Below are 23688 nucleotides of genomic sequence, written 5' to 3'. Positions count from 1 at the left end.
TATTTATTTCTGCTGCGCTCCATGTGCAAGCACCATAGCCTGCTCTAAAATATTCAAGGCCTCATCCAATTCTTCAATTGAGATGATTAGCGGGGGGTAAAGGCACAGCACATTACCATCCGAAACTTTTAGACTCAATCCCAATTCCAAACATTTATAAAGGGTACGGTCCGCCGTCTGGTTGTCTTTTTCCCTGGTTACCCTATCTTTCACCAATTCCAGTCCCCACAATAGTCCCTTCCCCCGTATGTCTCCGATAAAATCATGACGCTCTTTCATTTCATGAAGGCGCTTTGCGATGAATACTTCGCTCTGGACCGCCTGTGCCAGGATATTGTTGTCTTTCATATAGTCTAAAGCAGCCAGAGCTGCAGCTGAGCCCAGCGGACTTTTCTCATGGGTAAAATGACCGAGCGATACCTCTGCGGCAACATTCAATTCTTCTTTACAGACAATCGCAGCCATGGGTATAATTCCTGCACCCAAGCCTTTCCCCAGAACAAGTATATCTGGTACAATACCATAATGCTGATAAGCAAACATAGCTCCCGTACGACCCATCCCTATTGAGATCTCATCAAAAACCAATAGTACGGCATGCTTGTCGCAAATCTCGCGCACCTTTTGCCAGTAGGCCTGTGATGGTACATGAACAGTTGTACTGCGGATGGTTTCTGCAACCAACACGCCCACATCACCTTCTTTTTCAATAACATACTCCAGGTAATCGGCATAAGCCAGATCGCCATTCTCCCTTTGATCTGGATTGAACCATATTCCTCTATAAGTGTCGACAGGTGGTACGTGAACGCTGCCCGCCATTAGCGGACCAAGGCCCTGCTGAAAAACAAACTCCCCGCCCAGGGAAATACTATCCATTGACGCGCCGTGAAAAGAATCGTACATGGCGAGCGTCTTATATTTACCTGTATAAATGCGGGCAAGTTTCAGTGCCATCGCTATGGCAGAAGTGCCGCCTGGCGCAAAAAGTACCCTGGTAAGCGCATGACCGGTTAAGGCCGAAAGTCGCTCCGCAAGGCTTATCGCCGGCAAGTTGGTGTAACGCCGCGGACTAAAAGCAAGTGTGTCCAGCTGGGTCTTTACCCGCTCAATAATAAACCTATTGTTGTAGCCCAACTGGTGAACATTGTTTCCATGAAAATCAATGTATGATCCGCCAGATACAGTATTGATCCAGATCCCATCAGCAGATTCCAACACATCCAGACATGGTGTAGACAATGCCTGATGCAAAAAGCTGTCGGAATCCGCCTTTAGTGCTGTCAACGTAGCAGGGTCCTGAATACCCTTATTCCAGCGTTGGCGGCCTTCACCGAGATTGAGGTCACCTTCTGTATGCAAATAATTATGGGGCACTGTCATTTTGTTCATGTATCTGCTTTTCTAATCAACCACATATAATGCAGCTACCTCAGCTGCGTTCAGGGCTTTTTTATAGATCCTGACATTGTCTACCAAACCGCTTAGGGTTTTACGTGTATCGTCTCCGGAATTGTATTTCCCGGTCCCATCTTCCCAAATGGTAAATGGATAATCATTTTTACTATCCCAAAGCGGACCCTTCAATGTATTCAGATCGAAGCTTGCGGGCTTAGAAGCTTGCATGTAGGCTTTAGCATCTATATATACTACAAGTCTCTTAGTTGCCTGATCAATCACGGCGGTTATCATGTGCCATTTGTCATCTGCAAGAGCAGCGGCCTGTGGAACAGTCTCGTTTGCCCTCCAGTCCATCCGGTTGCTTACGCCGCCTGCATCGCCTGTCATCTTCAATAACCAGCCCCTCCCTGATGATCCCGGACCTGTGTAGGTATCGCCATCATCAGTTGCCAAGACAAAACCTGGGTTACCGCCGCTATCCCAATCGGAGTTGGAGAATATTGCAGGATCAGATCCTATACCCTTAGTCTTTACCCAGAAGTTGAAACTGAAGCTCTGTGTGAGAGATGGTCTTAATAGGTCATGCTTAGGGAATACGGCATAAGAACCGGCTCCAAATGACGCTACTTTTCCACGTTCTGCATCTGTTACAAACACAACGTCAGTAGTCGCAAAATCGCCCAGCATCGCATCCAGTTTATTGCCGCTGGCGTCAGACAGGTCATTATCCATAGGTAACCAGGCAACAAGTGCGTTACCGCTACCACTTGTCGTGGTAAAGCTCCAGGAAGCTGGAAGTAAGAAGCCTTCAAAGGCCTTACCATCGTTGCTCATTACAGTACCTGCATCAGCAAGCACATAATAAGCAGTCGCAAATTTCAAAGGAGTTCCCAACTTTAAGGTTACCTTTTTGCCACTTACTACTACTCCTTGTCCTGTAACGGCAAGATCCGCGACCTTCACATTACCCGCAGCTTCAAAGACGCTGAAGTTACCGGTACCCCTTTTTATGTCGGCTGCAAAATTCAATTCCAGTTTAATTATCGAACCGGTTGCACTGCCCGGGATTGGATTCAATGCTACAATAGGAAGCCCGCTTGCACCAACCGTTTTAAATTTCCAGGAAGTGGCGTCAGGAAATCCCATATACTTGTTTCCTAAAAGATCAGTCACAATACCCTGATCCATAGTTACGGTATAGATTTCATCCGATTTCAGATCTTTTGGTGGGTTAATCGTTAAAATGTGCTTGTCTTCTGAGATGCTCACCGCATCTGAATTCATGCTTACCCTTTGTGTGTCTATAGCGCTGGCGATAACGATCATCCCTTCCGCTTTTTTAATAGCCTCATTAAAGGTCAATATTAGGTTACTATTAACCGCAACGCCTTCTACAGCCGATGTAGGATTGTAGCTAACTACAATTGGGTTACCTGTATCCGTTGTGTGATCGAGTTCCTTCTTGCACGACTGGAACAGAGCCAGGCCAAGCAGCGAGATTGTGCAGCTCAGCGCAAACGATTTATTGTACATATTTTTCATATCTTTTCTTTATCAATTCAGGTATTATTGGCGGCTAAGTGTTACCTTAAAATTTCCTTTGCCAGTCGCTTTGGTATCAGTATTTTCCCAGCCCATAAAAAAGGAGAGGTTGAGCGAGTTAGCCGAAACCTTTACTTTGAAATCATCTACAGGTCCTACTCCAATAAGATTGACCTGCGCACTATCCGCATTACCGGTGATTCGCCATGCACCCGCGACAGCATTGCTAAATACGATCGGACAATCCTGGCCAATAAACTTGGATGGATTTCCAGATTCATCAGTAGTAAATACCAGACGCATAGCTCCAAAAACACCAGGCGGAACGCCTGTTGGTGTTACAATGTTTGTTGGTTTTGTCCAGGTGCCATCCAGGCGACTTGAAATCAATCGATCACCACTAAGAACATCAGGGCGTAACATCTCCTTGGCGCAGGAGCTTAACCCTACCAACAAGACGAAAGCCGCCAGCAGCGTAAAGAATGCTTTAAAATTGAATCTCTTTTTCATATCAATCTATATTAATTATTGACTTTAAATAAGCGAAACGGTACGTTCGACTTCAGAACAGTTCCTTCAAGTCCCCAGCTACCGTCGGCGCGAATGCCCATATGATTTAAAATATTAACAGATACATCGGTAAGGCCAATCGGGTAATATGGATGACGTTCGCTTGCGATACCCACCAGTTCTCCATTGTTGTTTTTACCGCTATAGTCTTTCACTATTGTACCTCTTAAATCATCCATTTTCAGGTAAAGGTTTAAAGCGGCTTTATTGGGGTGATTGCTGCTTTCAATATTGCGGAGAAACATATATTTTTGAATGGTCTCGGTTGACAACACGTCTGTCCATATCCTGACCTCGTTGAAAGAACCAGCCCAGTTGGGTTCACCTCCACTATAGACTTGCGTACCATCTTGTCCCAAGCAAAGGTAATCGTATGGAGAGGCCATGTTGTCAGCCTCTTTATAGGTCAGCACAGATTCTGCTACAACCACACCATCCTGATAAATCTTACATGATCTGGTTTTATCGAAAGTCACCGCCAGATGGTGCCAGTTACCGTCTTCCAGTGCTTTGGTAGAACCGATATCATAACGTTCTGACTTCTGATTGGCGATATTGATCTTCCATGTAGACCCGCTCCTACAGATTGTATATCCAGGTAAACCCCCGGAGTCCCAGTTCTTATCGCCAATTATGGATGGATCACTGTCATTAGGCCCTGCTTTAACCCAGGTCTCGATGGTAAACTTACTCATTCCCTGAAGTGCCGTACCTTTGATCGGCACACGTACATAGGTACGGTCGCCCGAGCTTGCCTTATTCAAGGTTAGGATATTGTCTGCACCTTCACGCGGCGCGAGCGCCATCCCAATCAGTTCTTTATTGTCCATTTCACTTCCTGAAAGGATGATTGGTACGTTCACTTCTTCAGGGCTCGTGCTCTGTGGCTGACCAGATTCGGTACCACCGTGAGTAGACACAAAAAAAATACTCCAGTCCTCATTTGCATAAGTTGCTCTGGATTGAATACTGGCGTGTAAGCCTGCAACATATTCATCTACCTTTTGAATAGCGAGCACGTAGCTGGCCTTTCGAAGCTGGAAGCCTTGTGATTGACCAATATCGCTGGGGCTACTTAGCTGTACGAACACAGCAGCCATATTTGGATCTTTTAATAGTTCTGCTGATTTCTTGTATACCTCCTCATCAGTATTATACTGGAATTTCTGATCGGCAGACTGGTTCAGCAGGGTATTGATTTCGGAAGTGCGAACTACCGAAGCCACTACCAATGATGGCGCTGCAGTTTTGATGCGACTTACCACTGAAGGATATTGAGTAAATCGGTTACCGGAATAAGATTTATTTACGGATACACCATGCTTATCAGCAGATACACCTGTAAGCAAGGTTGCCCAACCAGTACTGGAATAGGCAGGTATACCACTGTAGCCATTCATGCTGTAAGACGCATCTGCAATTAACCTGTCGATGCCTGGCGTTGCAGCATATTCTATCGCATTGCTGATGATACCGTCCACACCAATCATTAATAACTTTTTAGTTTTAGCGGTCTGGGCAAAAGAAACTGTTGTCGCAGTCAACATTACAGCTAGGACCAGGCAAGAATATTTAAAAATGCTTTTCATATCTTTTATTTATATAACCGGACAACGTAATTGCCCGGCAGGCCTATCACAAAATTGAAGTTTTCGCTCAGGTAACTCACAGCACCACCATTAGGGTTAGTAATTTTCCAGGAGCAGTAGGTATTCGATTCCTTGACAGGAAATTTTACCTGCCAGATCTCGCCATCATTGGTATCGTTTATAAAGGTGCCTTTAAAGCCTGCTGAGCGCTCTTTGGTAAAATCTATCTGATCACCGGAGAGCGGAATATTATTTAAATAGCCTACAAAGCGAATTTGGTTGGGTGCATCACCAATACGTTCTATTTCAGGTTGCTTAAGCATGCCTGACGACCATGACTTCACCTCTAACTCTTTGAACTCTATTACCAGTGCATCCTTTAAAATCTTAGCGCCTGAATTGTTGGCTACCTTAATGTCAAAATGGTATTCTCCAGCAGGGATCTTATTGCCTTCCAGTATTTCAAGCTGACCGGTAAAGGGATTTACGCTTACGGCAGGAGTCATTACGGTATCCGTTTTCAGCAGTAGCTCAGCCGCAGTTTCATTACCAACAATCGGCTCTTTAAAGCGCACTACAGGTATATTCTCAGTCAACGAAGCAGTCACTTTGCCGGTTAGCTCCCGCACTTCCACGATCTCAAATTTCAGCGGTAAAGTAGAAGTCGAAACTTGAAAATTTCCGATATTCTGCTGCAGACCTGAGATAGCATATTGCTTTCTATTTTTATAACTAATATCGGGGGCTAAACTACCTTCCATTGGAACCTTTGTACAGGATCCTAAAAGCAGTGTTCCACATAGCGTAATTGCATTGAGGAGGCCTTTGTTGTTATTGCATTTCATTACCTTATTCTAATTAAATCCAAAAATGTGTGCGTCTGAAGCCAGCACGTGCAACACTCCCGTAGTAGAGCGGAGATCGGTAGTGGCTACCGATACTGTCTCGTACTGCTCTTTACTTCCCGGTGGGGCAACGTTCAGAGAAAAATTTACGAATCTGGCGCCCATGTTAACATTACCCAGATAATCGGTAGTCACCACATTGAAGCGTGCTTTTTTACCAGCTGCAGTGACCTCATAGCTATAGGTGGTCGCCAATCCACTGCTGACGATTTCTTTTTTGGGAATGATATAGTTTTTAATGATCCCTGCAATTTTATCCTTCTCTTGCTGTGGCAGGGCGTCTAAAGTTGCCGGCATGTTCGCTGGATCCGGATATAATAATTTAAAATAGTTGTGGATAGAAAAATCCCTTGGTGCCAAGAAAGTGCTGCCTTTTTCATTCACAGCAGTTTCAAGTCCGGTCAGTTTGATCAAACGTGCGAGCGTATCAAAAGTAGATGGGTTATTTTGCAGGTATTGCATCGTCGTAATGCCTAGTTCTCCCGATTGACCATTGGGCTTAAGATCATCTGAAAAGTAGTCGTCTTTACAGCCCATCACGAACAAGGCAGAGATCAACGCGATGGCTTTTATCAATTTTATCATATCGATGTGTATTAAGGTTATTGATTAAACTGCCAGTAATAAGTTTGCTCCATGTTTGGGTTGTTGTTGAAAGCCTCATCACTCACAGGGAAGAAACCGGCTCCATCCCTTTCGCCTTGAGCTGTCACAAAACTGTTGAACTCGTGAAGGCGGCCTAAGCGTACCAGGTCATACACACGGTGAAACTCGCCAATCAGTTCCCGGCGTCTTTCTGCCAATACTTCTTCTATGACGATAGGCGCATCATCTCTGGTAAAGGCAGGAATGCCGGCACGTATACGTACTTTATTCAGGTTTTCTAAAGCATCTGCTACCCTTCCTAACCTTGCATCAGCCTCAGCTTTCAGCAACAAGATCTCTGCATACCTGAAAATAGGTACGCTACCGTCCATTAGATTATAGCTTCTGTCTTTCACTTTTCTAAATTTGGCAAACATGATGGCACGTTCACCATTCTGTAACGGGTCTGGAAGTACCGGGCGCAGTTCGCTGGAGCTGACAGAGAAATCAATACTCTGGAAAAATTCAGCAACTCTTTTGTCTGACTTGTCTCTTGCATAATCTGGATAGATCTCCAGGATCTTCGACCTTGGCACCGCTAAAGAAAGGTTGCCCCTGTCTGTGTAAGGATTGGTTAGGTAATAAGTCATAATGTGACCATAGTAGCCAGAATACTCCCCTTTTTTAGCGTTATAGTACATCTGAAAAATCATCTCCTGAGACTCACCAGTATCGAATAAGGTCCGAAATTGATTGATCGGCACTAATCTGTAGACATTCGCATCTATGATCTGTTTCATGGCGTCTGATGCCCCTTGATAGTCTTTTAACCACATCAACGCATGGGCTTTTAAGGCCAATGCTGCACCTTTTGTTGCTCTGGAACTCGACTCTTTAAGCGTTCCTTTATTAGCCAAAGCCAGGCTTGGCAATGCTAGGTCTACCTCAGTAACCACCATCTTCATGACCTCATTAAGCGGCGACCTACCTAATGGCTGCACATTACGTGCACTCATGTTGATTGGAATATCACCCCAAATACGTGCAGCATAAAAATGTGACATTGCACGCAAGAAACGGGCATCAGCTATTAATTGGGCTTTTCTTTCTTCCGTAAGGTTGGTCTTAATTGCCGGAATCTTTTCCAGAACCAGGTTACATTGCTCGATGGCACGGTAGAATAATCGCCAGTTGGTCATCGGTTCCAGCTCGGTGCGGGAGATCAGATGATTTTGAAAACCAGCAGCCCAATCACCATCATTGTTTGGTGTGATCCAGTCGCCTGAACGTGAATCTCCCCAGAAATAGTAATCTCCCCAGGATCCATTACGAGTGGTTGAAGGTGTATCATCCTTGGTAAGGCCCGACAGGCCCCTGCGAAATATGGAGTACGCTGCTGCAACTGCTCCCTCGGCATCAGTACCGTTCTGCAATGCCTGGTCTTCTGTCACCGTATTGATGGGTTGCTGATCCAGCCACTTTTTACAACTTGTTCCAGCAAGCGTTACAACGAGCAGAAACAAGGCAATTAGCTTATTTTTCATCTGTCTGTTTTTTATATTTTGATAATGCTTTTTGATCTTCATGGTAATGTTATTTCTAAGTCTTTGACTTTATAATCCAATCGAAACTCCGAACAGTAGCATCCTACGCATAGGATATCCCCCAGAAACGTCGAAACCATCTACACTAACCAGCTCTGCATCCGGTCCGCTATATTTTTGAAAAGTAACTACGTTGTCCATAGTGCAGTAAACCCGCATTCTCTCTAGCGGAAAGCGTGGCATTGCGTTTTTAGTAAAGGTGTAAGAAAGTGTAGCTGACTTGATCTTTAGATAGGAACCATCCTCTATGTACTCAGAGTCCATGTTGACGATTTGAGAAACGCCATTCCAAGGGTTTAGTGTCGGGTATTTGGCATCGTCGCCGCTTTTTTGCCAGATAGAATAGTTGTCGAAGTTTGGCATGGAAGAACTTCCTGCAAAATCTTTCCCATACCTAAGCCTGTTCAACAGCGTACTGTTAATGATATCTCTTCCTATTACAAATGTGGAAACCAGATTTAGACCAAAACCTTTATAGTTAAAATCATTTGTCCAACCGCCTGTCCATTTCGGATTAGGATCCCCGGCATAAACGCGATCTGAAACGTCTATCTTAAAATCACCGTTTTGATCCTTAAAATTCCGGTCACCTACAGCCAGCTTCTTGTTCTGAAGACCAATGAGGCGTGCACCAGTCTTTGGATTTACAGGTATTTGATTTTCAGCCTGGTAAATTCCTTGGGACTGGTAAAAGAAAAAGCCGTTTAGCGGGATACCAACCCTCACAACGGATCCAAAGTCTTGTCCGGAAGTACTTGTTTTAATAATATCGGCATTGCCATCTGGAAGTGCCACAACGCGGTTTTGATTGTAAGCGAAATTCAACCCCATATTCCAGTTAAAATCCTTGCTTGAAGTAATATTTGTATTTACCGTGAATTCTAATCCTCGGTTTAAGACATTGGCTGCGTTTCGGTAAACTTCATTATATCCTGATGTAGTAGGCAGTGAGGTAGTGAGTAGCAAACCTTTTGTAAACTTGTGGTAGGCATCAAAAATAAACTCTACCTTATTATTAAAGAGTGAAATATCCAGTCCAATGTTGCCCATTTGTGTTTTCACCCAGGTTAGATTCTCGTTTTTAAAACCATCATACCAGGTAGGTGTAAAACCGGATATTCCACCATAAGAAATCTGCAATAAGGAATTATACTGATCCAGTGCTCCACCGCTCATCACGCCTAATGCTAAATAGTCATTGTTCCATGTAGTACCGGTCAATCCATAACTTGCGCGGATCTTACCGTTGCTAAGCCACTTTAAGCCTTTGAAAATCTCTTCCTTATTGAAGTTCCAGCCGGCAGAAGCGGATGGGAAAACACCCCAGCGGTTAGCAGCTCCGAACTTTGACGAACCATCCGTACGTATTGAGGCCCCAACTAAATATTTACCATCAAAGGAATAGTCTAAACGGCTAAAGAATGACGCTAACGTACTTGCCGTAAAATCACTTCTACCAATAGTGGTACCTTGAGGTCCATTAACGGTCTGTGATAAACCAGCCATACTGCTCACATTGTTCACTTGGGTTAATTTGGACTCTACTCTTTCGGCACTTTGACCAAGAAGAACACTGATCTTATGTTTACCAATCTGTGGTGCATAAGTCAGGGTATTTTGAAACAACAAGTTTCTATTCTCACCTGCCCCACTCCTGGTATCCGCCCGCAGTGTACGGCGTGACATAGAATAAGAATCCTGCATTGACCGCAGATATTCCATACTCAGATTGACATTGTAGCTTAAATCCTTAATTAGGTTCAGGGTCGCGTCTGAGCTAAAACGCACCCTATCGTTCAGGTTTGCGCTCTTACCAGGTTGATAAACTTCTGCACCACTTACGAGTACATTATCAGGAAGGGGTAGCAATGCAGAATAACCAGTTGAAAGTGCATCGGGATTGCGGCCCTGATCAGTCCTGGAAACCGCCAACGTGTTATTGATGATCAGCTTTTTATTCAGCGCATAGAAGGTCGTGCTGGCCAAAGAACTGTAGCGTTTGAAGCCTGTATTAAATAATATTCCCTTATTGTCCATGTAACCCAGACTGATGCTGTATTGTCCATAGTCGCCGGCACCCCGGATTGAAGTATTGTAATCTTGTGTTACTGAAGTGCTGTATAAATAACCTTGCCAATCGGAAGAATTGTTGTAAAAAGGGTTGGTGATATCTGTATACATAGCTGGCATGTAAGTGCCGTAAGGTGCGTATTGCTGATATAGACTAAGCACCTGAGCACGTTCTCTGGCTCCCCCTGCAACATCCAGTAACTGCGGTACAAGGTTTATACCAGTACGAATGTTGAAGTTGATCTGAGGCTTGCCAATCTTACCTTTCTTTGTGGTGATCAGGATTACACCGTTAGCTGCACGGGAACCGTAGATCGCTGCAGCCGAGGCATCCTTTAGCACAACGACGCTTTCTATATCACTTGGATTCAGGTCGGCTAACACGTTGGTGCTGGTAACGGAAAACTCACTGCTGGTACGGGAGATGATTGGCATTCCATCTACTACGTATAGTGGCTCAGATAATGCAGAAGCATCATCGCGGCTTACGGCAGCTAAGCCCCTTATGATAATTGCAGGCGTTGCACCTGGTTCGCCAGAATTCAATTGAATGTTCACCCCAGCAATTCTGCCTTGCAACAAGGATTCAAAAGACTCTGCTGTTTGCGCTTCCGTAACTTTATCCATCTTAATGGCAGCAACTGAGCCTGTTATCTCTTGTCTCGATTGACTCCTATAACCAACTACCAAAACCTGTCCCAAAGTTTTACTGTCTTCGGAAAGACGGATGATAAGATCTGTTGCACTTCGGTAAGCCACCTTTTTTGGCTGAAAGCCAATAGATGTACAAAGCAATGAATCGCCTATGCTTGCTGATATACTGAAACTACCGGAAACATCACTGATGGTAGCTGCCTTTTTACCGATTATCCTGACAGTAGCGCCGATGACCGCGCCACCTTTATCGTCGATCACCTTGCCGGTATGTTCCGACTGTGCGAGCAGACCCATCGGGATCAACAATACCGCAAGAATAAGGCAGCCTCTTTTTATTAATGACTTCATTAGATTTAATTTTTTGATAACCAATAACTGTTTTGATTCAATGAATTGCCACTTAAACTATTTGCCGACAAAGGCCAGTATGCTGCGCCCTTCTGCACATCCGCAGCAGTAAATGCCGGAATGAAGACCGTTACTTTAGCTAGCCTGATCAGATCAAACACGCGCTGACCAGTGCCCATTAGCATACGCCTGCGTTCTTTCAAAAGCGCATCTCCAAAGTTTGCCTGGGTCAAAGTGCTATAATCTTCTGCTGCACCAGTAGCTGCTTTAATCAAGTAAATTTTAGCCTCGGCTAACCTTGAACTGCTCCATGCGGCCTCAGCCAAAAGAAGATTTATTTCCCGCAACGGCAGCAGTTCCAGTACATCTGCCTCAGTAACAACTAGTGTTGCTTTGTTTTCGCCGGCAGAAATGTTGTACATGCTGCGGCGTGTATCAGTTGCAGGGTAGATTGCATTGAACCGGTCTAAAGGCACGCTTACTACATTGCTTGCCAGGGGTAATAGAGGCACTTCTGTACGGCGGTCTGCACCTAATGACAGACCAAAAGTTGAAAGGCTGTCCGTAGTGGAAGCAGTAAAAGTATTCGTTAGCAAAGTATAGGCATCACCAGCCTTGCCAAGCCACAATTGTTCTTGAGCTAAAAGAGAGGTAACTGCTGTTTTATTGAAACGGACGCGGGTTAATGCCAGACTTTCAATGCCATCATCATTGATAAGCATCCACGGCAAGATGGCCTTTGCTTCGCCAGCAAAATTGCTTGCCAGGATAACCGCCTGTTTATTGGTAAAAACTTTTCCAAAATCATTCTTCTCTGCAGAAGGAATGTCTGACCAGATGCGGGCCAGATAGAAATAGCTGATGCTTTTAAGCGCTAGGGCTTCTCCTTTGAATAAATTGCGTTGATAGGCATTAAGAACCTTATTATCAGCTTTGCTTATGATGTCTAGCAAATTATTTGCATCGCGGATCACGTCGTAAAAATAGCCCCAGTCGCTAATCTGCTTCACATATCGCTGGTCTGCCGTCAGTTTCTGGTCTGATACAATTTGCTGGAAATCTACGGCAACTTTAAGGTCACCTGTACGTGCTTCGCCGTACATTAAAAAGGCATGATTAGCTAGCAAAGCCCTTCTAAGATCTACATACCCACCGATCACGGCCTGCTCTACTTTTTGGGCAGAGTCATAGTAGCCATCAGCAACTGTCCTGTTATCTGGCTGGATCGTCAAGCTATCCTTACAGGAAGAAAGATTTAGGAGCAGCACCAGGATAAGAATTGGTCTAAAGAATTTCATATCGTTCATTTAAATCGTCGTTTTTATAGTGCCAGTTTAAGGCCCAGCACAAGAGATGAAGGTAGTGGAGTGCCAGTTAGGCTTAGGTCACGTCTACGGATACCGGTTATATTTTCCTCTGGATTGACCCCGCTGTAATTCGTCAATGTGATCAGGTTATCAGCACGAAGGAATACCTGTATATCACTGATGGATGCGATACGTTTGAGTACTGGCCCGAGATGATAAGTGATCGCCGCTTTGTTTAAGCGGATAAAACTTGCATCCTCAACTGTTCTTATACCCTGGTAAACAGTGCGACCTGTAACATCCCTTGAGCTGAAGTAATATGGAGTCTCTGCATTTTTGAGCGGGAAACTGTTACCTACCAGATCTGCAAAATAAGTACTGGTGAATGATTCGGTAAGCACCTCTGCACCCCAGGCATAACTGGCCGTGAAGCTGGCTGAGAACTTTTTATATCTAAAGGTATTACTAAAGCCACCAAATGCTTTGGCTTCCGTATTGCCCACTACTTTTGCTACACCTCCTTCATAAGCCACCAGCGAAGTCACCGCATCTCCTTTAGATAATGCAGACAGATAGTTAAGGTTTGTACTTTGAATATTAATTGGCAATGACCTTACCATATTTTTATAAGCTGCAATGTTTACAGCTGTAGACCAGCCGAAATTAGGCGTATTGAACCAAACACCTTGAACTTGTGCTTCGAAGCCCGAAAGGCCCAGAGAGGCACCTGTTTCGTATTGATAGTCGGTACCACTAATGTTAGGAAGGTTTCGCTGATAGGTAAAGTTCCTATACGTTTTGTCGAAGTAGTTGACATCAAGATTTAACCCAGGTAGGATATTGAACGACAGTCCGGCGTCAAGCTGATAAACACTCGCGCTTTTTGCATCTGGGAAGGCAGAGTAAAGAAGGCCCACTCCGAGCTTGTTTCCACCGCTGTAATCGCCGTAAGCTCCCAGTTCACCGCGGTAAACATCTGAGCCACTAAGTATTCCCGTTTTGCCGTAGGCAACGTTGGCTTTTACAGGAATGTTTAAAGTATTTTTAAGATTGTAATGAATTCCTAATGCTGGATAAAATGCCCATTTATCATCATATAATGAACTTCCATCGGCACGAATTATCATATTTACATCCAGATCATTTTTATAATTCCATTTCCATGTACCAAAAAACGATAGGATCTTTTCCATTTGATGGTCAGAGAAAGCGTTGACCTGATTGGCATTGTAGCCAGTAACTACCTTTACAAAGTCAGAGCCTCCGCTTTTCAACCCGCGACTTCCATCAATGGAAGTTAGCCTGTCATCATTGCTCCTTAACTCATTGCCAATAGTCATATCCAGCTTCAATACATCAGAAAGCTGTGTAATGTAATTTAATGAAGTATTGATCGTGAGTAATTGTCTCTTAAGTGTTCCGCTTATTGCGTAAATCCTCCCGTCTAGGATATTAGATGGTACATATGCATCACGACTTGCAGCATCATAGGAAAGCGAGGGAACCGCAGTGATTTTCAGTTTAGGGTTAAATGCGTAGGATAACCTAAGAGAAGAGACCAAACCAACATTTCTGTTCTTATCCATCAAAAAGCCTTCTTCATTGATGATCGGCAATACCATTTCGCGATTAAACTCGCCAGCATAACGGCCGTCTCTTCTGGTTAGCGAAAGATTATTATAGAAATGCGCTGACAACTTTGGGGTGATGTTATACTTAGCATTTAAAAATAAAGACTGGCGGCCAAAGCCTGAGTCCTTTATATATCCTTTGTCTTTGTAGTTTGTTAACCCGAAGAGATAGGAACCATAGTCACCACTACCATCTACTGTGAGATTCTGTTCGTTTACAAAGCCTCCATTACCGTATACTTCTCGGCGGGCCTGAGTATTGAAATTATAGAAAGCATCATCCCGATAGTCCATTCCTTGCAGAAAGTTTGCGCCTGCAAATGCATTGGCACTTACATGAATGGCACCTGATACTCCTTCTTTCATAATAATGTTGATGGCTCCGTTTGGTGCTTGCACACCAAAAGCAGCCAGACGATCGATCTCTTTGATGACTTCAATCTTATCAATCTGATCCACAGAAAAATAGGAGAGTGGATTGATCCCGGTTACATCAGAGGGGCTGGCGACAATTGGAACACCGTTGATCAGAATCAGCGGCATGGTAGATTTACTGGTAGGATTCAAACTTAGACCGCGCAAGTTCAATATCGACTGGGAACCGGGGGTACCAGACCAGTTTTTGATCCGGAGTCCAGGAATGTTTCCTGATAGAATATGCTCTATCCCGCTTCGGTTGGATGTTACAACGCTGTCTACCACCAGCGTATCCTGTGCACATACATCCATAACCACGCTGCTGATAGCAATCAACAGAAACATAGCTTTCCAAATGCATTTTGGCAATAACTTCATAATATCGATTAAAATTTTGTGACTATCCCTAACCTTAAGGGGCTGTCTTATCGACTACCCTAAAAGTTAAGCAATACTAAACAATGTTTATTAAGATAATAGTCTACAAAAATTAACGAATTGTGAATACGCGACTTTTTAAGCCTTCTTGATGTTAAATAATACTACCAATCCTCCTATGCACCTATAACCGGATCTGTGAAGCCGTGTAGCCCATTCTCAACTCGCCCGGCATAGCGACGGGAATAATTGTTGTAACCTGTTACCCCAATATGCAGATCGTACCATTGATGGCTCTTTTGAAGATCTATCATTCTTCCAATTTTTTGTCCGCCTTTAAGGCTGATGATTTGATCGGGCAGTTGGTAAGCCTGATCTATAATAATGATCTGCAAATCTTTCGTTTTATTCAGGTTGACCAGATTGATTACCAGCCCTGCATTTCTATCGGCGAAAACCTGAATGGCAAGCTCCGGATCACTCTGATTACCTGCGAATAATCTAAAGAAACCATTCGGACCATTCAATACTAAGTCGTATCCCCCATCTTTGAACGCAGAGAGCGGCCAGGTGTATCTCAGCTCGTCATTGCTTTTTACTGCAAAGTTCCAGTTCCGCATGGCCTCTGGGTTTTCAGTACCCTCCTTATTAGGCTTGTGTGTAGAAATGTTAAAAGGTACACCACTACCTTTTCCGCATTTCATCCGAATCTCAAAGTCATCGCGCGAATGACTCAGTTCTCCATTGACGTTTAACTCATATGGCAATGCGCAAGAGCGTCTTTTACCCCTTTCTTGTCGAGGGAAAGACTTGAACGAAGCCGGACTTTCATTTACTTTCGCAATCTCTTGGCTGCTAAGCGCTTTAAAGTTATCCGGCAATGCCTTAAACTTTGCATTGTATATGCCTTGTATGGTTCCGTTTCTATCTAATGGCGTTGGGTAAGTGATCTTTTCCCCATTGTAAGGCCTAAACACTGAAGTCAGGTCGCCACAAACTGTACGTCTCCAATCGCTGATGTTTGTTTCTGTAATTGCTTTGCCTGTTTTCTTTTTCAAAAAGGTTTCCAAAAATTGCAGGCATGACGTATGGTCGAAGATTTCTGAGTTTACCCAGCCCCCGCGACTCCATGGCGATGCAATCACCATTGGCACTCTGAAACCAAGTCCGAGAGGACTTTCGCGACGGCGGTCGCCTTCTTTATCGCCCAGTTGATCTACTTGCTCTTTTGTCACATGCTCTACACGGGTATCTATACCGGAAGAACATTTACCTGTCCCCGGTTTTCCTGTTTGAGGAGGCACATATGGCGCAACATGGTCAAAATACCCATCATTTTCATCATAATTAAGTATGAAGATTGTCTTCTTCCATACTTCAGGCTTTTTGGTTAAAATATCCAATACCTCAGAAATGTACCAGGCGCCATACCATGGTGAGCCCGGATGATCTGAAAAGTTAGATGGCGCTACAAGCCAGCTAACGACTGGCAGCTCATTGTTCTTTACATCTTGCCTGAACTGATGCAAGACATCTCCCTTAGGCACCTTCAGTTCACGTTCTACGCCGTTATCATTGTAAATAAGCTGTTCCAACTTGTGATAATTTGGATCACCTGTATTGGTTACGAAAGCTTTTTTATGGATACTTTTTTCAAAATCAGACAGCCGATCGAACCGCTCATCAGTCCATTCTAAATTCGCTTTTTCTAAGAGCAATAGCTCTGCCCTTCTTTCTGTTATTTCATTTAGAACCTTAGGCGTCTGCTCTTGCTGTAGCAACTCCCGTATCGATTTTTCTACTTCCGCTAGTCTAGTTGGAAGATAGTCCCGATGGGCCTTGTGCAGCCGGACATGATATTGTTTAAAAAACTCCAGGTCATTATCGGTAAAATTAGTGAGCCAGTCATCTTCTTCACCATTTAACCCAACACCGATACTAAGTTCATTTTGATAAACTTTCCAAGAGACACCTGCTTCTTCCAAACGCTCAGGATAGGTTTTCCAATGGATGTCTTTGTGATCTATTTCACCATTATAAACCTTCGCGGGAGAATGTTCTTGCTGCTGCTCGCGGAGGGTACCTGACCAATACATGACCCGGTTTGCACTTGTACCGGTAAGCACAGAACAGAAGTTCTGATCGCAAACAGTGAATGCATCGGCAAGTGCATAATAGAAAGGGATGTCATTACGATCATAATAGCCCATGGTTAGCGGCATTTTTTCATAGTCTGGATTCCCCGATTTCTTACTTTCCAACCATCCATCCATCATACCTTGGTTGCGCGCATCGACCTGGTTGTCCCAAGAATGCGGCAAGGACTGCATCCAGGTAGCCTTAGAGTTTTTGATGTCTAAATTAAAGGGTATAAAAGTTTCGTTTATCTTGTTAGTCTGCAGCCATACCGTGTTCTTATTCGGCAACTGCATTGCACGGGGATCATCAAATCCGCGGACTCCCTGTAGCGTACCATAACAATGGTCAAAGGAACGGTTCTCCTGCATCAGAAAAACAATATGCTCGGCATCCAAGTAAGTACTACCCTCTTCTGCTTCGATGGCGAGGGCCTTTATGATCGAATCTGGCATTATTGAAAAGAGCCCGGCTGCACCTGTTAGCAGTGATGCTTTTTTTATGAATTCACGGCGTGTATCAGTCATGGTTTGTGTTTTATGATTGTTTGTGCCAAATATAACAAACCCATGTTAACTGAAATTTAACATAGTGTTTGTTTATTGTATATAAATATTGTTTAGTTTTGCTAAACAATATTTATATGGGCAAAAAAATAAAAATGGTTGTTTTCGATATGGCCGGGACAACTGTAAACGAAGATAACATTGTGTACAAAACAGTTAGAAACGCAATTAATAATACCGGATTTAACTTTACACTAGATCAGGTTTTAACGGAGGGTGCAGGAAAAGAAAAATTACAAGCTATAAAAAGCATTTTGAAAACTTACGGTAATAATACCGACGAGAAGCTGGCAAACGAAATCTATATCGACTTCTCAGCTAAATTAACAACCGCTTACCAAAATGCCAGTCTGATTCCTCAGCCAAATGCTGCTGAGTTATTCTCAACTTTGAAAGAACGCGGTATATTAACGATTTTAAACACGGGATATCAAAGGACAGTAGCTGAGTCGATCATCGAAAAGCTAAAGTGGAATGAAGGAACAGAGTACGACAAACTGGTTACTGCGACAGACGTAAGTGGTAGTCGCCCAGAACCTGACATGATCCAGTTTGCTGCAGAAGAATTTGGCATTGTACCCTCTGAAGTAATAAAGATAGGCGATTCAATTATCGATATTCAAGAAGGGAAAAACGCTGGCTGTGCGCTAAGTATTGGCATTACAACTGGGGCACATACAGCTAAACAACTCCAGTCTGCTAATCCTGATTACATCATAGATAACTTATTGGAGTTGTTGCCGATAATTGACCGGTATTAAGCACTTTTGCCATGACGAGCTTCGATTAGCTGTTCACAAAGGCCGAAAGATAATGTCATGCCGTTGCCCCCCATGCCATTAATGATGGTTACACCATCTGCGGGCTCAAGTATCAATTCAGTCTGACCGTTGGTTAGCTTAGGCAAGATGCCATTCCAGGTCTGTATGATTTGGGTATCTTTAAGACGTGTGAAGGTGGCGAGGTAAGTAAGGATCAGCTTGTTGATAAAATCCTTATTGAAAGGGTCGTGAACCAGGCCATATTCATGCGAATCCCCAATGGTCAATTCGCCAGTATGGTTTTGCGAGGCCATGACGTGAATTCCCCACTTCAGGTATTCTGCATATTCTACCTCATACCTTTCACGAAGTGCGGGTAGTGAAGGCGCTACCTGAAAACCAGGATAATGTACCATGGATAAACTACCACATAATGAAGGACCAATACGCCAGTTTTCTGGCTGTGCGATCATGCGCATCATTTGCAATTTACATTTGGTAATAGGTGTAGCTGCAAATAGTTCGGGATAAAGCGTTTCAAATTCATCGCCACCACAAACAAATATTTCATCTGCCGACCATATACGGGTTCCACTACGCACCGTATTCTGGTTAATTTCAGTAATGGCTGTGTTCCAATGAAAAGCAACGGAATATTTTTCAGATAAGTACTTGGCGATCTGCCCGATGGCAGCGCGTGCTTCAACAATCATTTCGGTACCACTCCACAAAGCGCCTTTCAAGCCATCGGGATTTACAGCGGCAGATTTTGCCAGAGTCTGATCAGGCGTTAACAGCCTGCAGTCTCGAAGATCACGGTTGATCCCGACGTACTCTTCCATCACGCGAAGCTCGTCGTCATGGTATGCCATATGTAAGGAACCAAGCTCGTCATGCCAGATACCCGCCTCTACGGCGATTTCCTTCCAGATGCAGCGGGACAACATGGCACGTTCGAAAAGCGGACCGTTTGGTTGACCAATTGGCCACACCATGCCAAAATTACGGATGGAGGCCCCTACCGCGTGCTCGTTACGTTCAAATACAGTAACTTGATGACCACGCATAGCCAATGCTCGTGCAGTGGCCAAACCAACAATACCAGCACCAATCACGATGGCTGTTTTTCTACTCATATAACTGATAAATTTAATGTTTTATTTTGAGCGAGCGAACGACGTGCGCTTTGAGAGAAATAGATTGAGGATAGTAAAGCCGCCGAAGCGCCGACTACAGACATGATTATAAGCCCATTCTGAAAAAAAACGTTCCAACTGACCTTAGAATGACCAAGTTCCTTTACCATTAATACACTGATGCTGCCCAAATATCCTATCGCATCGGCGACGTACATGATGAAGCCGACGTTGCTTTTATAATTGAAGGCTGCGATCATCCGTTCAAAGAAAATAGCGTTGTAAGGAACATAGCCTGCATATAAACCCAGACCAGCGAGCGTCATCCAGGTCGTGGGACTAATTATGTCCGCCTTGAACAATATGGTAGAGCCGCCCGCTAGTAAACATCCGCAGAAAATGAAAACGTGAATAATACTGAAGGCTTTTAAATTGTCTTTCACCAGTATCAGCAAACTCATCCCTATAAGTACCGCTACTGAAATAATAGAATCTATATAAGTGTAAATACTATTGCTATTGACGCCTAACCCTGCCCATATTTCTACTTCAAAATTGTCGCGAACATCACGCATAACAGTGAGCAAAACATAAACGATTATGGTAAGGATGATCCCTGGTAAAAACCGGGCTATAAAGGCGCGGCGGTCCGAAGCACTCATGGCAACGCGCTCAGTACGCATTTGCTTATCCTTCGCATCTGGCGGCGGCATTAATTCCAGCAGCAATACAAATAAAAGCAACGGGATTGCGAAAATAGCCCCCGTTAGAAAAGGCATCTGATATTCACTGACTTGAAAGTCGGTGATCAGCGTGCGTCCAACGGTTTTGACAAAGCCGGAAGCAAATATGAGGCTAATGGAAAGTACAGCAGCCATAAATTCAGTTGCTCGCCGACCTTCAAGATAACCAAATACAAGACCCCAGATCATGCCTAACGGACAACCGTTTATGAATAAGAAGATAATATTATAAGGTGCGGGCACAATTGAAAAACCAAGTAAAGCGAGCCAGGAAATACCCACCAGTACCAATATCGCTTTGCCGCGATTCATAGCCTTTATCTCTGCTATGAACTTTATGCCATAGAATTTACTCAATGTATAGCCCAGAATCTGGGCAATAACCAGCCAAGCTTTATAATCGACATTCAGGAATTCGAGTCCGGAGTAACTGCCGGCAGCGAAAGCTTTACGGAAGGCGTACATAGATGTATATGCCCCGAATGCCGAGACAGCCCCCAATACCGAAAGGGCACCATAGGGCCAGGTGGCCATAGTTAATTTTAAGGCCTTGATCCAGCCTGTTCCAACAGGCCTTTCTGGTGTTACTGACTGCCCCATGCTAAACAATTAATGTTTAGCAATTATAAACTATGTTTATTAATAATAAACTAACTTAATGTTAAGATAACTTTAAGAAGCAGAGCGTTCTTCGAAGAAATAAACCACCAGCATGCTTGCAGGTTTATCGGTATTGTTTTTTGGAGTGTGCGGGATGCGGCCGTCGAATAACATGGAATCGCCCTGACTCAAATAATAACTTTTATCATTAAAGAGATATTCTACTTCTCCCGACAAGATATATTTGTATTCATAGGCTTCGGTTTCTACCAGATCGCGGTGTGAATCTGGCGCCAGCTCCAATATCACCACATCTACTGTAGAATTTTTTATGGATTGGGAAAAGATGCGCTGGTAATGGAAACCTTCTGCATCTTCTTTCTCAAAATGCTCGTAATCGGCCTTGCGTTTAATGATTGGCTCCGTTTCTTCGCTTTTGTGACGAATATCTTTAAAGAAAGCATTCAGATCGATGTCTAAAGATTTGATAATATCTATCAGCACAATCAGCGAGGGTATTGTCCGGCTGTTTTCTATTTGAGAGATTAGCCCTTTACTTACACTAGCCCGGGTTGCCAATTCCTGTACGGTGATGTTCTTATCTCGCCGGCGTTCCTTTATTCGGTTGCCTATTTGTATTAATATATCGTCTTGCATGGGATATGCTTAGTTTGAATCGGTTAAAATATGGATTATTTTTTATGGAACAGACCGATGGCTGGATTGATTTATATTACAGTTGTCCCTTTTTAATCTCTTTAAAGACTGATCAGTTAAACTATCCACTCTTTAAGTTCCATCATTTATACTGTAGGCAATCAAGATATCCTTATCAAAAACCATATAGTTATGTGGTTCCACTGAACTGAAACAGACCAGGTTGGACACATCATGTCTAGCAGTAATCATCGTATGCATCTTAACTCCGCCATTTTTTTCCAGGTAAGGGATTGCATTCCGCACCCATTCAAACATCACTAAACAAGCTGGTCGTGTAGGAATCTAAGATCCTTTTTAGGCAGTGTTCTTGGCTTGATATCCTATAAAAAATTCTTGTATTGCCCAAAGATAGCACGATACTTTAGCGCTGATCCACGACTACTTCTTAGAAATAGCACCAACGAATAATGCCTTTAGCTGTTAACCAAAGGCATTAAATCAATTTACTTGGCGGAGAGTGAGAGATTCGAACTCTCGATACCCTTTTGAGGTATACACACTTTCCAGGCGTGCTCCTTAAACCACTCGGACAACTCTCCTTTTTGCGAGGAGTGCAAAAGTAAAAAATTAATCGATTACTGTTACTTTTAACATATTCGTTTTCCCTTTTGCTTCCATCGGAATAGCCGCAGTGTTAATAATCACATCGCCCTTTTTAACCAATTTATATTTTTTTAACAACTCGTTCACGTCTTCGATCGTTTCATCAGTACTTTCAAACTTGTCATAGTAGAAACCTTGAACACCCCAGATCAAACTTAGGCTATTTAATAAGCTTCTGTTGCTGGTGAAAATATAGGTTAATGCTTTTGGTCTGTGGCTTGAGATTTCGAATGCAGTGTAACCACTAACAGTCATGGATACGATCCCAACAGCGTTAGTCTGTTTAGAAAGAAAACAAGCTGAATCACATACCGCATCACTCAAGAAAGTATCAGCTTTAGGCTTAAGGAACTTCTCAGGATGGAAAGGGTAATTGTTATGCTCTATATTCTGAATGATCTTTTGCATGGTTTCAATAACTATCAATGGAAATTCTCCAACCGAAGTTTCACCACTTAACATTACAGCATCAGCGCCATCAAGTACCGAGTTAGCTACGTCATTCACCTCAGCACGCGTTGGTCTCGGAGTAGTGATCATACTTTCCAGCATCTGGGTTGCAACAATAACAGGTTTTGAAGCTGCACGACATTTTTGAACGATCATTTTTTGAAGCAAAGGAACTTCTTCCATTGGCATCTCTACACCCAAGTCTCCACGGGCAACCATGATTCCATCAGAAACAGCAATGATCTCATCGATATTCGCAATTGCTTCGGGTTTCTCAATCTTAGCAATAACTCTCGCTGTTTTCCCTCTCGCTTTGATAATTTCCTTTAGCTCGACGATGTCTGCTGCATTACGTACAAACGAAAGACCGATCCACTCTACGTCATTCTGTAAAACAAATTCCAGGTTATCTCTGTCTTCTGGGGTTAGCGACGGAATAGAAACTTTGGTATTAGGAAGATTAACGCCTTTTCTTGAAGTAAGAATCCCACCATGAACTACCTCGCAGATCACCTCATCTTTAAGGTTGGTTTCGATCACGCGCATTTGTAATTTTCCATCATCTAAAAGGATGATTTCACCTGGCTTAACATCCTGAGGAAAAGTATCATAAGTGATGTAGATACGCTCTTCATTACCTACACATTTTTCTGTAGTAATGGTAGTTCGAGCACCGTTAATAAGGTTTATTCCACCTTCTTTTACCGTGCCGATTCTGATCTTAGGACCTTGCAAATCGGCAAGTATGCCTACATTATAATTATATTTTTCATTAAGGCTTCGAATGGTGTCCAATACCGCCTGGTGATCTGCTTGTGATCCGTGAGAAAAGTTTAAGCGGCACACATCCAGTCCGGCATTAAACATACTATATAAAACTTCAGGTTTGGCGGATGCAGGACCTAAGGTGGCTACAATTTTTGTTCTTGAATGAAATGGTTTCATTAGGTTATTAATATTATTTTGTCT

Annotated in this window: 16 protein-coding genes and 1 tRNA gene; 1 reads left to right on the top strand and 16 read right to left on the bottom strand. The window is 43.5% G+C overall.

The window, feature by feature from the left end:
- Positions 1 to 3: 3 nt before the first annotated feature.
- The 11 genes from ACHFIZ_RS03425 to ACHFIZ_RS03375 form a co-directional block, all read right to left on the bottom strand.
- Entirely contained in the window at positions 4 to 1392 is a 1389-nt protein-coding gene (locus ACHFIZ_RS03425) for an aspartate aminotransferase family protein (protein WP_410882876.1), read from the bottom strand.
- Between the two features lie 12 nt (positions 1393 to 1404).
- A complete protein-coding gene (locus ACHFIZ_RS03420) occupies positions 1405 to 2943 on the bottom strand; it encodes an Ig-like domain-containing protein (protein ID WP_410882874.1) in 1539 nt (512 codons plus the stop codon).
- A gap of 24 nt (positions 2944 to 2967) precedes the next feature.
- Entirely contained in the window at positions 2968 to 3453 is a 486-nt protein-coding gene (locus ACHFIZ_RS03415) for a hypothetical protein (RefSeq protein WP_410882872.1), read from the bottom strand.
- A gap of 11 nt (positions 3454 to 3464) precedes the next feature.
- Complete coding sequence (locus tag ACHFIZ_RS03410) at positions 3465 to 5102, bottom strand: LamG-like jellyroll fold domain-containing protein (protein WP_410882870.1); 1638 nt, start codon at positions 5100 to 5102, stop codon at positions 3465 to 3467.
- 5 nt (positions 5103 to 5107) lie between these two features.
- Positions 5108 to 5947, bottom strand: a complete 840-nt coding sequence (locus tag ACHFIZ_RS03405) for a DUF5007 domain-containing protein (protein ID WP_410882868.1) — start codon at positions 5945 to 5947, stop codon at positions 5108 to 5110.
- Between the two features lie 9 nt (positions 5948 to 5956).
- Complete coding sequence (locus ACHFIZ_RS03400; protein ID WP_410882866.1) at positions 5957 to 6592, bottom strand: fasciclin domain-containing protein; 636 nt, start codon at positions 6590 to 6592, stop codon at positions 5957 to 5959.
- 17 nt (positions 6593 to 6609) lie between these two features.
- Positions 6610 to 8136 carry a RagB/SusD family nutrient uptake outer membrane protein gene (locus ACHFIZ_RS03395; protein ID WP_410882864.1) on the bottom strand — a complete coding sequence of 509 codons (1527 nt, stop codon included), beginning with the start codon at positions 8134 to 8136 and terminating at the stop codon, positions 6610 to 6612.
- 69 nt (positions 8137 to 8205) lie between these two features.
- Positions 8206 to 11271: a SusC/RagA family TonB-linked outer membrane protein gene (locus ACHFIZ_RS03390; protein ID WP_410882863.1), complete on the bottom strand. Its 3066-nt coding sequence runs from the start codon at positions 11269 to 11271 to the stop codon at positions 8206 to 8208.
- 5 nt (positions 11272 to 11276) lie between these two features.
- Positions 11277 to 12569, bottom strand: coding sequence for a RagB/SusD family nutrient uptake outer membrane protein (locus ACHFIZ_RS03385; protein WP_410882861.1), 1293 nt, complete (start codon positions 12567 to 12569; stop codon positions 11277 to 11279).
- Between the two features lie 23 nt (positions 12570 to 12592).
- Positions 12593 to 15004, bottom strand: a complete 2412-nt coding sequence (locus tag ACHFIZ_RS03380; protein WP_410882859.1) for a TonB-dependent receptor plug domain-containing protein — start codon at positions 15002 to 15004, stop codon at positions 12593 to 12595.
- A 176-nt stretch (positions 15005 to 15180) separates the two neighbouring features.
- Positions 15181 to 17667, bottom strand: a complete 2487-nt coding sequence (locus ACHFIZ_RS03375) for a phosphocholine-specific phospholipase C (protein WP_410882857.1) — start codon at positions 17665 to 17667, stop codon at positions 15181 to 15183.
- Positions 17668 to 17783: 116 nt separating this feature from the next.
- Here ACHFIZ_RS03375 and ACHFIZ_RS03370 point away from each other — a divergent pair, with 116 nt between their 5' ends.
- Positions 17784 to 18467 (top strand): HAD-IA family hydrolase, encoded by a 684-nt coding sequence (locus ACHFIZ_RS03370; protein ID WP_410882855.1) that lies wholly within the window; start codon positions 17784 to 17786, stop codon positions 18465 to 18467.
- Here ACHFIZ_RS03370 and ACHFIZ_RS03365 read toward each other — a convergent pair.
- The 5 genes from ACHFIZ_RS03365 to pyk form a co-directional block, all read right to left on the bottom strand.
- Positions 18464 to 19603 carry a TIGR03364 family FAD-dependent oxidoreductase gene (locus ACHFIZ_RS03365; protein ID WP_410882853.1) on the bottom strand — a complete coding sequence of 380 codons (1140 nt, stop codon included), beginning with the start codon at positions 19601 to 19603 and terminating at the stop codon, positions 18464 to 18466. The two genes, ACHFIZ_RS03370 and ACHFIZ_RS03365, sit on opposite strands and share 4 nt — an antisense overlap.
- Positions 19600 to 20946 (bottom strand): DUF5690 family protein, encoded by a 1347-nt coding sequence (locus ACHFIZ_RS03360; RefSeq protein WP_410882851.1) that lies wholly within the window; start codon positions 20944 to 20946, stop codon positions 19600 to 19602. Before ACHFIZ_RS03360 ends, ACHFIZ_RS03365 begins: the two co-directional genes overlap by 4 nt.
- 72 nt (positions 20947 to 21018) lie before the next feature.
- On the bottom strand, positions 21019 to 21603 hold the full coding sequence (locus tag ACHFIZ_RS03355; protein ID WP_410882850.1) for a helix-turn-helix domain-containing protein: 585 nt from the start codon (positions 21601 to 21603) through the stop codon (positions 21019 to 21021).
- 511 nt (positions 21604 to 22114) lie between these two features.
- Positions 22115 to 22205 (bottom strand) — tRNA-Ser (locus ACHFIZ_RS03350).
- 28 nt (positions 22206 to 22233) lie between these two features.
- Positions 22234 to 23664, bottom strand: coding sequence for a pyruvate kinase (pyk, locus tag ACHFIZ_RS03345; protein ID WP_410882848.1), 1431 nt, complete (start codon positions 23662 to 23664; stop codon positions 22234 to 22236).
- Positions 23665 to 23688 lie beyond the last annotated feature (24 nt).

This window comes from Pedobacter sp. JCM 36344, assembly GCF_046546555.1.
Taxonomy (GTDB): Bacteria; Bacteroidota; Bacteroidia; order Sphingobacteriales; family Sphingobacteriaceae; genus Pedobacter.
The sequence above is the reverse complement of the archived record's forward strand: the minus strand, read 5'-3'. Positions and strand labels throughout refer to the sequence as shown.

Coding starts and splice junctions, on each gene's coding strand:
- ACHFIZ_RS03425 (WP_410882876.1), bottom strand. CDS start 1,392: ATGAACAAAATGACAGTGCCCCATAATTATTTGCATACAGAAGGTGAC.
- ACHFIZ_RS03420 (WP_410882874.1), bottom strand. CDS start 2,943: ATGAAAAATATGTACAATAAATCGTTTGCGCTGAGCTGCACAATCTCG.
- ACHFIZ_RS03415 (WP_410882872.1), bottom strand. CDS start 3,453: ATGAAAAAGAGATTCAATTTTAAAGCATTCTTTACGCTGCTGGCGGCT.
- ACHFIZ_RS03410 (WP_410882870.1), bottom strand. CDS start 5,102: ATGAAAAGCATTTTTAAATATTCTTGCCTGGTCCTAGCTGTAATGTTG.
- ACHFIZ_RS03405 (WP_410882868.1), bottom strand. CDS start 5,947: ATGAAATGCAATAACAACAAAGGCCTCCTCAATGCAATTACGCTATGT.
- ACHFIZ_RS03400 (WP_410882866.1), bottom strand. CDS start 6,592: ATGATAAAATTGATAAAAGCCATCGCGTTGATCTCTGCCTTGTTCGTG.
- ACHFIZ_RS03395 (WP_410882864.1), bottom strand. CDS start 8,136: ATGAAAAATAAGCTAATTGCCTTGTTTCTGCTCGTTGTAACGCTTGCT.
- ACHFIZ_RS03390 (WP_410882863.1), bottom strand. CDS start 11,271: ATGAAGTCATTAATAAAAAGAGGCTGCCTTATTCTTGCGGTATTGTTG.
- ACHFIZ_RS03385 (WP_410882861.1), bottom strand. CDS start 12,569: ATGAAATTCTTTAGACCAATTCTTATCCTGGTGCTGCTCCTAAATCTT.
- ACHFIZ_RS03380 (WP_410882859.1), bottom strand. CDS start 15,004: ATGAAGTTATTGCCAAAATGCATTTGGAAAGCTATGTTTCTGTTGATT.
- ACHFIZ_RS03375 (WP_410882857.1), bottom strand. CDS start 17,667: ATGACTGATACACGCCGTGAATTCATAAAAAAAGCATCACTGCTAACA.
- ACHFIZ_RS03370 (WP_410882855.1), top strand. CDS start 17,784: ATGGGCAAAAAAATAAAAATGGTTGTTTTCGATATGGCCGGGACAACT.
- ACHFIZ_RS03365 (WP_410882853.1), bottom strand. CDS start 19,603: ATGAGTAGAAAAACAGCCATCGTGATTGGTGCTGGTATTGTTGGTTTG.
- ACHFIZ_RS03360 (WP_410882851.1), bottom strand. CDS start 20,946: ATGGGGCAGTCAGTAACACCAGAAAGGCCTGTTGGAACAGGCTGGATC.
- ACHFIZ_RS03355 (WP_410882850.1), bottom strand. CDS start 21,603: ATGCAAGACGATATATTAATACAAATAGGCAACCGAATAAAGGAACGC.
- pyk (WP_410882848.1), bottom strand. CDS start 23,664: ATGAAACCATTTCATTCAAGAACAAAAATTGTAGCCACCTTAGGTCCT.